The sequence below is a fragment of the Sphingobium sp. D43FB genome (assembly GCF_002312805.1).
Classification (GTDB): Bacteria; Pseudomonadota; Alphaproteobacteria; order Sphingomonadales; family Sphingomonadaceae; genus Sphingobium.
Genome location: NZ_NMUA01000304.1, coordinates 1 through 268 on the forward strand (window position 1 = coordinate 1; position 268 = coordinate 268).

1 protein-coding gene is annotated in these 268 nt (G+C 56.7%); it reads left to right on the top strand.

The features are described 5' to 3' along the window. The coding region (locus SxD43FB_RS26270) for a transposase (RefSeq protein ID WP_255245906.1) at positions 1–268 on the top strand (268 nt) is incomplete at both ends.

Below are 268 nucleotides of genomic sequence, written 5' to 3' on the forward strand. Positions count from 1 at the left end.
TCGCCAAGCTGTCGCGTAACCATGATCTCGCCAAGGCCATCAACTATATGCTCCGGCGCTGGGACGCCTTCACCCGCTTCCTCATCGATGGGAGGGTATGCCTCACGAACAACGCAGCGGAACGGGCACTGCGCTGTGTGCCAACGACCGATTCATACTACACCTCCTCTTCAAATGTCCGGAAACAGGGACTTTTGGTTTTCCATTTTGATGCGACACGGGCCTCTGTGACGCGGGAACTGGGTCACTTCGTCCTTTTCCAGGTCCG